The organism is Bradyrhizobium macuxiense, assembly GCF_001542415.1.
Taxonomy (GTDB): domain Bacteria; phylum Pseudomonadota; class Alphaproteobacteria; order Rhizobiales; family Xanthobacteraceae; genus Bradyrhizobium; species Bradyrhizobium macuxiense.
Genome location: NZ_LNCU01000037.1, coordinates 16,777 through 26,418 on the forward strand (window position 1 = coordinate 16,777; position 9,642 = coordinate 26,418).

The window sequence follows — 9,642 nt, forward strand, 5'->3', positions numbered from 1 at the left end:
CCGCCATATCGGCTGGAACGCCTCCGGGCATAATCTCGGTACCGTGATGCCGGGTTTCGGTCTGCCGATCGCGGACCTGATCGAGCGCGTCGGCATCGAGGATGCGCGCGAGTTGTGGGCGCTGTCGAAGGAGGGTGCCGACTACGTCCGCACCGCCGCTACCGAGGATTTGATCCCGGGCATCGGCTACAGCGAAGGCGCGCTGGAGGTCGCCAATGTCGATGTCGGCGAGGCGCTGATCGGTCGCCTGCAGATGCTGGCCGAGGATTTCGCGACCGACGTCGAAGGCTGGCAGGTGGATCACGTTCGCAGCGTGCTCAAGACCGGCCGCTATTTCCATGGCGTCTATTATCCGAAGGCGTTCCAGATCGACGGCCGGAAATATGTCCACGGCCTCGCGGCGCTGGCGACACGGATGGGCGCGCGGATCTTCGAGGATACGCCGGTCGTCAGCATCGACTTTTCCGGCGTCCGCAAGCGCATCGTGACGCCGTCGGCGCGGTTGCGCGCCGGGCACATCGTGCTCGCGGGCAATGTCCATCTCGGTGCGCCGCTGAAGCGGCTGTCGGACACGCTGCTGCCGGTATGGCGCTACGCGGCGCTGACGGAGCCGCTCGGGGACCGGCTGGCAGGGGCGATCGCCTTTTCCGGCTCGGTGGTCGACAGCGATGGCATCGATCACTTCCGGATCGTCGACGGCGATCGCCTGTTATGGTCCAGTCCGGAGACCACCTGGGAGGCGCGCCCGAAGCGCTTCGGTGCCGCAGTGCAGCGCCGGATCGCCACGCTGTTTCCGCAGCTCGGCAAGGTGCCGATCGCCGAAATGTTCGGCGGCGCGGTCGGCGTCACCGTGCACGGCATGCCGCAGATCGGCCAGCTGCGCCGGGGCCTGTGGGTCGCGAGCGGCTTCGGCCGGCAGGGGCTCAACACCTCGGCTTTGGCCGGGCAGTTGATCGCGCGCAGCATCCTGTGGGGCGACGACCGCTGGCGGCTGTTTTCGCCGTTCGAGCTGGTCTGGGCGGGCGGCACCACCGGGCGCGTCGCCGGCCACGCCATCAGCCTGTGGACAAGGGGCGCCTCGTCCGCGGCAGGCTTCCTGGCGCGCCAGCGCGAGGGCGCACGGGCAAAGGCGCAGGTCCGTGAGGCGCGGCTGGCCGAGGCCAATCTCAGGGCGGGAACCAGGGGGCCGGCGCCTCGCCGTCCGCCACCGGGCGCCGCGCGTCCGGCACCGCCACGAGCGCCGGTACAGGGCGACGGGGAACCGTATCCGCAGGCCTCGCAAGAAAGTGAGCGGATCCCCGGCGGACCGATGTAACGTCTCGCGGCGGCCGGCGTATTTGATGGCGAACCACGGGCCGTCCGCATCGGAGAAGATTGATGATCGATCGCCGTATCCTGCTCGCATCCGTCGCCAGCCTGCTCAGCATCGTCTCCTTCCGTTGGCTCCGCGCCTCGCCCGCGAAGGCAGCCGAGAAATTCGAGGTCGAGAAGACCGACGCCGAATGGCGCGCGCAACTCACGCCGCAGCAATATGAGATCCTGCGCAATCAAGGCACCGAGCGGCCGGGATCGAGCCCGCTGCTCAAGGAGCATCGCAAGGGCATCTTCGCCTGCGCCGGCTGTGACCTGCCGCTGTTCTCGTCCGACACCAAGTTCGAGAGCGGCACCGGCTGGCCGAGCTTCTATCAGCCGCTGGAGAACGCGGTCGGCAAGACTGAGGACCGCACCTTCGGCATGTTGCGCACTGAAATCCATTGTCGCCGTTGCGGCGGCCATCTCGGCCACGTCTTCGACGACGGCCCGAAGCCGACCGGATTGCGTTACTGCATGGATGGCTTCGCGCTGGTGTTTCACCCGGCCGTGCCGTCAGCCACCTGAAGCTTTTTCCCGGCAATTGTTGCCGCCCCCGGCAATTGTGCCCCGGTCCAACGACCGGGGCATTTTTTTCAAGCGGATGATTTTGTTACATTTTGTTTCATGGCACGAGGCTTGCGACATGCTCCGCCGATGCGGCTGATCCTGGAATTTACGAGTCGCCGGAAATTGAATTTGGAGAACATGTCATGGGTATCTTCGGCGCTCTCACCACCGCAGTCGGCGGCCTGCGCGCGGGCTCGTATGCGCTCGAGAACATCTCCGGCAACATCGCGAACTCGCAAACCACGGCGTTCAAGCGCATCGACACGTCTTTCCTCGACCTCGTGCCGCAGACCGCGCTGACCGCTCAGCTCGCCGGTGGCGTCACCGCGCAGTCCCGCTCCACCAACACGGTGCAGGGCGACGTGCAGTCGGCGTCGGTCGCGACCTTCATGGCGATCAATGGCAACGGCTTCTTTGCCGTGCAGAAGCCCGGCAGCTTCAGCGACGGCTCGCCGGTGTTCGACGGCGTCGACCGCTATACCCGACGCGGCGACTTCCAGCTCAACAAGGACGGCTATCTCGTCAACGGCGCGGGCTACTACCTGGAGGGCGTACCGATCGACCCGACCACCGGCAATCCCTCGGGATCCTCGCCGCAGGTCCTGCGGTTCAAGAATGACTTCCTGCCTGCGCAGCAGACTACCAAGATCGACTATCGCGCCAACCTCGCGTCCTATCCGCTCACCACGAAGCACGACACCTCGGTTCCGGGCTCCGAGTTGATCCGGCCGGGCTCGTTCAGCTCGGGATACAACCCGCTGGTATTGGGGACGCCGGCCGCCCCCTATACGGATTCCTCGACCACCGGCACGGTCCAGAACAACAAGGCGACGCCCTCGGTGCCGAACACCGGCAATACCGCGCTGTCAGGCGTCGCCGGCTCCGACTCGATCAACGCCAATTTCGTTGCCGGCGACACCATCACGGTCAATGGCACGGTTCTTACCTTCGTCGCCTCGGGTGCCACCGGCAACCAGCTCAACGTCACCGACGACATCTCGACCCTGCTGCAAAAGATCGACTCGATTACCGGCACGGGCACCGCGTCGTCGATCTCCGGCGGCTCGATCACCTTGCATTCGGGCACGTCGGCCGATCTCTCGATCACCAGCTCGAACTCAACCGCCTTCGCTGCACTCGGCTTTGCCGGCGGCAAGGCGACCGCAACCCGTGGCGGTGGCGGTACCGTCGGCACCGGCCAGGTGATCGGCAACGACAATTCGGCCTTCCTCGACCAAAGCGTCTCGGGCGGTGCGGTGACGGCCTACGATGTATCGGGCGCGCCGGTGAACCTTCAGTTCCGCTGGGCCAAGACCGACAGCTCTTCGCTTGGCGCCGGACATACCGATACCTGGAACCTGTTCTATCAGGTCAATCCCAATGCGACGGGCACGCAGGTCGGCTGGCAGAACGTCAACATCAACTTCACCTTCGGATCGAACGGCCAGATGTCGCCGCCGATCGCGTCGGTGACCCTCAACAATGCCGTCGTCAATGGCGTGTCGCTCGGCAGCCCGGTGATCAATTTTGGCAGCGGCGGCGTCACCCAGTTCGCCGATGCCAACGGCAACGTCCAGGTCAACCAGATCCAGCAGGACGGCTTCCCCGCCGGCCAGCTGCAATCGGTCAGCGTCTCCACCAACGGCCGCATCGTCGGCAACTACACCAACGGCCGCAACATTGATCTCGCCGAGATCTCGGTCGCGACCTTCAACGGCACCAATTTCCTCAAGCGCATCGACGGCGGCGCGTTCGAGGCGACCGACGAGTCAGGTGCTGCGCTGTTCGGCAAGGCCGGCACCATCGTCGGGTCGTCGCTGGAAAGCTCGAACACCGACATTGCCGATGAATTCACCAAGCTGATCGTGACGCAGCAGGCCTATTCGGCGAACACCAAGGTGATCACCACCACCAACTCGATGGTGCAGGATCTCCTCAACGTGATGCGCTGATTACGGCGATGATGCGCGGCATGAGTAGAGGCGAGTAACAGATCATGGGTTTGAGCCAAGCCCTTTCCACCGCGATGTCGGGCCTGCGTGCCACGCAGGCCTCGCTGTCGCTCGTGTCGTCGAACGTCGCCAATTCGGAGACGCCGGGCTACACCAAGAAGACGCTTAACCAGGTCGCGGGCACCACCGGGGATTACGGATCGAGCGTTTTCATCAGCGGCGTCAATCGCCAGCTCGACGAGTTTCTGCAGACCCAGCTTCGCACCGAGACGTCGGGGGCATCTTACGCCGACATCCGCTCGACCTATCTGGCCAACTTGCAGAGTGTTTACGGCAATCCCGACTCCACCGGGACGATCGAGGACACCTTCAACAAGCTCCTGACCGCGATCCAGGGCCTGTCGACCAGCCCGGACTCCCAGTCGGCCCGCATTGGTGTCGTCAATGCGGCGCAGGCGATGGCGCAGCAGCTCAACGCGACATCGCAGGGAATCCAGAGCCTGCGCGCCAATGCCGAGGCCGGCATCAATGACTCGGTCAATACGGCCAACAACGCTCTGACGCAGATCGCCCGCATCAACACTCAACTGCAGGCCAGCGGCCTGACCGATGCGTCGACCTCGGCGTTGCTCGATCAGCGCGACCAGTACATCACGCAGCTGTCGCAGCTGATGGACATCCGCACCGTCACCAACGGCCAGAATCAGGTGACCGTATTTACCAATTCCGGCGTGCAACTGGTCGGCACCGAGGCCGCTCAGCTCAGCTTCAATGCGCAGGGCACGATGACGCCCAACGCGCTGTACAATTCCGATCCTACCAAGAGCACCGTCGGCACCATCAGCATCACATTCCCGCATGGCGGCAGTTACGATCTGGTGTCGACCAACTCGATCCGCTCCGGCAAGATCGCGGCCTATCTCGAATTGCGCGACAACACGCTTGTGAAGGCGCAGGCGCAGATCGATCAGTTCGCCGCGTCGATGGCGAGCGCATTGTCGGACAAAACGACCGCGGGCGCTCCGGTGTCGTCGGGCGCGCAGTCCGGCTACGACCTCGATCTTTCGGGGCTGCAGAGCGGCAACGTCATCCATATCAGCTACAAGGACAACACCACCGGAGCCACGCACAACCTCTCGATCGTCCGTGTCGACGATCCGAGCGTGCTGCCGCTCAGCAACACCGCGACCGTCGATCCAAATGACGAGGTGCTCGGGATCGATTTCTCCGGCGGCATGAGCTCGGTGCTGGCGCAGCTCAACGGCGCGCTCGGCACGACCGCGGGGCTGCAGTTCTCCAATCCGTCCGGATCGACCCTGCGCGTGCTCGACGACGGTGCCGCCAACCGTACCGACGTGACGGCTGCGTCCGTCACCACGACGGTGACCTCGCTCACCTCGGGCGATCCGCAGCTGCCAATGTTCACTGACAACGGCGCGCCCTATACCGGCGCGATCACCGCCAACGGCTCGCAGATGACCGGTCTTGCCGCCCGCATCAGCGTCAACAGCTCTCTCGTCGGTGATCCCTCGCGCACCGTCGTATTCTCGACCAATCCGCCGACCGCGGCCGGCGACACCACGCGCGCCAACCTGCTGCTGTCGCAATTGTCGACGGCGTCCTACAGCTATTCGCCGCAGACCGGCCTCGGCACCAATAGCGCACCGCTCACCGGCACGCTGTTGAGCTTCGCACGGCAGTTCATCAGCCAGCAAGGCGAGGCGGCGACATCAGCCAAGCAGCTCGCGGATGGACAGGACGTCGTGCTCAACACGTTGCAGAGCAAGATGAATGCCACGTCGGGCGTCAACATCGACGATGAAATGGCGCATCTGCTGGCGCTTCAAAATGCCTATTCCGCCAATGCGCGCGTGATGTCGTCCATCAAGCAGATGTACGACACGCTGATGCAGGCGATGTGAGGGATCAATGTCGATCGACGGCGTTAGCGGCCGGACCTCCTATATCGGGTCCACCATCCTCAATTTGCGCAGCCAGCTCAACGATCTGACGACGCAGCTCGCGACCGGCAGGATCTCGACGACCTATGCAGGGCAGGGGTCGGATCGCGGCTTCGCGCTCGGCCTGCGCGCGCAGATCAGCAGCATCAACGCGTTTTCCGACACTGCGGCCAATCTCAACACGCGCCTCGGCGTCGCCAACCTCTCGTTGCAGGGGCTGATCGACATCGGCACCCAGGTGAAGAGCGCCGCGACGACGGCGACCCTGACGCTCAACAACAACGGCCAGACCTCGGGCCAGATCACGGCGCAGGCCGCCTTCGCCAACGCCGTTTCGATGCTGAACAGCCAGTCGGGCGACCGCTACCTGTTTTCCGGCCGCGCCATGGATACGCCGGCCACGGTCCCCGCCGACACGATGCTCAACGGCACCGCGACGCAGGCCGGCCTCAAGCAACTGATCGACGAACGCAAGCAGGCCGATCAGGGCACCAACAATATGGGTCGTCTGACGGTGTCGTCGCCGGCAGCGACGACGACCGTGACTAGTGTCGCCGAGGACGGCTCGGCCTTCGGCCTGAAGCTGTTATCGGTGCAATCGTCGCTGACCGGCACCACGGTGTCGCAGCCGACCGGCACGCCGCGCACGACGTCGGTCGATCTCGGCGCCGTAAATCCCAATGAAGGTGATAAGATCAAGTTCAACTTCACGCTGCCCGACGGCACGACGGAAGCGATCGAACTGACCGCGACGAAGACGAGCCCGCCGCCGTCGGGCTCGTTCCTGATCGGTGCCGACACCGCAGCCACCACGGCGAACCTTCAGTCGACGCTGACCTCGTCGATCAAGACGCTGAGCGACACGTCGCTGGTTGCTGCGTCAGCCGTCGCGGCGTCCAACAATTTCTTCAATCAATCGGCGACCGTCTCCGGTACTGCGGTCAACAACCAGGGCACTCCGCCGACGCCGATCACCGGCGCGACCGCGCTGTCGGGGGCGGCAGGTACGGACTCGCTGTCGACGAGCTTCGCGGCCGGTGACACCATTACGGTGAACGGGACGCCGATCACTTTCGTGGCGTCGGGGGCAACCGGCAATCAGGTCAACATCACCGACAGCGTTCAGACGCTGATGGCGAAGATCGACCAGATCACCGGCACCAAGAATCCGTCGACCATCAGCAACGGCGCGATCACGCTGCACGGGGCCGACGGCGCGAACCTGTCGATCTCGAGCTCGAATTCAGCGGCGCTCGGCGCGCTCGGCATCGCCAACAATACGACCGCGACGCCGGCGCCGCTCCGGGTCGGCGGTCCGCCCTTCGACACCGCAACCGGACTGGTGGCGGGAACGCCCGCAAACACCGTGTCCTGGTACACCGGCGAGAGCGGAACGGATTCGGCGCGCGGCACCGCGGTCGCGCAGGTCGATCAGACGATCACCGTGCAGTACGGCGCGCGCGCCAACGAGCAGGCGTTTCGCTACATGCTGCAGAATGTGGCGGTGTATGCGGCGGTGACGACCGACGCCAGCAATCCGAATGCCAACGCGCAGGTGACGGCGCTCGCGCAGCGGGTTTCAGCGAACCTCGCTCCGCAGAACGGACAGCAGCAGATCCAGGACGTGCAGGCCGAGTTCGCCGGCGCGCAATCGGCGACCAAGGCGGCCACCGATCGCCAGACCCAGCTCAAGGGGATGGCGCAGACGATGCTGGACTCGATCGAGGGCGTCAACCAGGACGAGGTCGCGACCAAGATCCTGGCGCTGCAGACCAGCCTGCAGGCGTCGTACCAGACCACGTCGATGCTGTACCAGACGACGCTGCTGAAATATCTGCCGATCGGCTGATCGCTCGGCTCATCTCCGGATACGAAAAAGGCCTCCTTGCGGAGGCCTTTTTGTCGTTGGGACGAGCAGCGCTCAGGCGCTCTTGCGCGTGTCGTCCTGCCCCGACGCCTGCAGGTTTCGCGCGGTTTCCAGCACCTTCTCTTCGTGCGCGATCAGCTTCTTGGATTCCTTCAGCGCGTGATAGAGATCGCCATTGAGGATGAAGTTGTTGATACCTTCGATGTACGGCCAGGCGCTCGGCATCGCGGTCAGGATATCGCGCACCAGGCTGAAATAGGTCGGGTGATGCGCCATCGGATCCGGCGACAGATACATCAGCTGCACTGCGAGGTAGATCAGCTTCGCCGGCGTATCGGCGGTCTCCGGCGTCAGGATGTCCTTTTCGCGCAGGATCGGGATGCGGTCGCCGTCGATCAACAGGCGGGCGCGCTGATCGGTGTTGGTGATCACGCAATTGCCGACGATGATACGCTCGTTGGGCTTGAGTTCGACCTTCAGGGCCATGCCCGTTCTCCTTTGTCGGCCGCTGCGCGGGGCGTTGTTGCTGCAGATCGAAATTGAGTTCGGCACTGCTTAGCAGCCGCCGCAGCAGCTCTGGGCCGATGCTGCGGCGATCCTTTCCGATGATGGTTAACGCTTGGTGTACGCCGGCCGTGCCTGCATCCGCCTGTCCCAGGAATGATCTGCGATCTCAGTAGTTTTCAGGATGAGCTTCATCTAGTTTCGACTATTTTTTTCTCTTGTGTTTAGTTTAAATGCCTCCCAGGAGATTTATTTTTCCTTTTCGGCTTGTTTCGCACGATCGGGCCATCCGCCCGATCAGAAAGGATCGGCGCGGTTTGTTCCCTCGGTTTCACACCAGAAAGGTATGAAAATGTCCGATCTTGTTCTCTCCGCTTCCGTTCGTCAGAACCTTCTCTCCCTCCAGTCAACCGCCGATCTGCTCGCCACCACGCAGAACCGTCTTGCCACCGGCAAAAAGGTCAACGCGGCGCTCGACAATCCGACCAACTTCTTCACGGCGCAGTCGCTCGACAACCGTGCGAGCGACATCAACAACCTGCTCGATGGCATCGGCAACGGCGTGCAGATCCTGCAGGCCGCCAACACCGGCATCACGTCGCTGCAAAAGCTCGTCGACACCGCGAAGTCGATCGCAAACCAGGTCCTGCAGAGCCCGACCGGTTACACGACCAAGGCCAATGTCGATGTCACCGGCGGCGGCGCCGGCACGGGCACCACGACCGCGGCCGATCTCAACGCCGGCAAGCTCGGTGGCTCCGTGCTGACCTTCAAGACGTCAACCGGCAGCCTTGTTGTGACGATCGGATCGACGTTCTCGTCGGGCGGCGGAACGGCCACCGTTCAGACGCTGGATCAGTTGAACAGCGTGCTGTCGTCGAACGGCGTTTCGCTCACGGCGTCGCTGTCGGCAACGCCCGATACGCTGACGTTCACCTCGACCAACGATGCGGCGAGCCAGACCATCACCAAGACCGGCACCGTGCCGACCGGCGAGGGCGTCGATATCGGCGCCACCACCGCGACCATCGGTACCGTCAATGCCGCGGTCGCGGATCCGAACTCGCAAGCGAGCCGCGCCAGCCTGGTCAACCAGTACAACGCGGTGATCCAGCAGATCACCACGACGGCCCAGGATGCGTCCTTCAATGGCGTCAACCTGCTGAGCGGCGACAACCTCAAGCTGGTGTTCAACGAGACCGGCAAGTCGACGCTCAATATCCAGGGCGTAACCTTTGACGCGGCAGGCCTCGGTCTCGGCGCGCTCAAGGTCGGCACCGACTTCCTCGACAGCGCCTCGGCCAACAGCATCATCACCAGGCTCAGCAACGCGTCGAGCACGTTGCGGTCGGAAGCCTCGACGCTGGGGTCGAACCTGTCGGTGGTGCAGATTCGTCAGGACTTCTCCAAGAGCCTGATCAATGTGCTGCAGACCGGC

6 protein-coding genes and 1 pseudogene are annotated in these 9,642 nt (G+C 63.9%); 6 read left to right on the forward strand and 1 reads right to left on the reverse strand.

The features are described 5' to 3' along the window. The 5 genes and pseudogenes from AS156_RS10665 to AS156_RS10685 form a co-directional block, all read left to right on the forward strand. Window positions 1-1,315, forward strand: a pseudogene (locus tag AS156_RS10665) (NAD(P)/FAD-dependent oxidoreductase); the annotation flags it as partial. 62 nt (window positions 1,316-1,377) lie between these two features. Then, window positions 1,378-1,878, forward strand: a complete 501-nt coding sequence (gene msrB / locus AS156_RS10670; protein ID WP_066503545.1) for a peptide-methionine (R)-S-oxide reductase MsrB — start codon at window positions 1,378-1,380, stop codon at window positions 1,876-1,878. 185 nt (window positions 1,879-2,063) lie between these two features. Further along, entirely contained in the window at window positions 2,064-3,872 is a 1,809-nt protein-coding gene (locus AS156_RS10675; protein ID WP_066503547.1) for a flagellar hook-basal body complex protein, read from the forward strand. A gap of 44 nt (window positions 3,873-3,916) precedes the next feature. Then, window positions 3,917-5,794, forward strand: a complete 1,878-nt coding sequence (gene flgK, locus AS156_RS10680; protein WP_066503549.1) for a flagellar hook-associated protein FlgK — start codon at window positions 3,917-3,919, stop codon at window positions 5,792-5,794. A 7-nt stretch (window positions 5,795-5,801) separates the two neighbouring features. Further along, on the forward strand, window positions 5,802-7,682 hold the full coding sequence (locus AS156_RS10685) for a flagellar protein (RefSeq protein ID WP_066503551.1): 1,881 nt from the start codon (window positions 5,802-5,804) through the stop codon (window positions 7,680-7,682). 72 nt (window positions 7,683-7,754) lie between these two features. Here the strand turns inward: AS156_RS10685 and flbT are convergent, their stop codons facing one another. Beyond that, on the reverse strand, window positions 7,755-8,186 hold the full coding sequence (gene flbT / locus AS156_RS10690) for a flagellar biosynthesis repressor FlbT (RefSeq protein ID WP_066503553.1): 432 nt from the start codon (window positions 8,184-8,186) through the stop codon (window positions 7,755-7,757). 370 nt (window positions 8,187-8,556) lie between these two features. Here flbT and AS156_RS10695 point away from each other — a divergent pair. Continuing rightward, the coding region (locus AS156_RS10695; RefSeq protein ID WP_245312692.1) for a flagellin N-terminal helical domain-containing protein at window positions 8,557-9,642 on the forward strand (1,086 nt) is incomplete at its 3' end.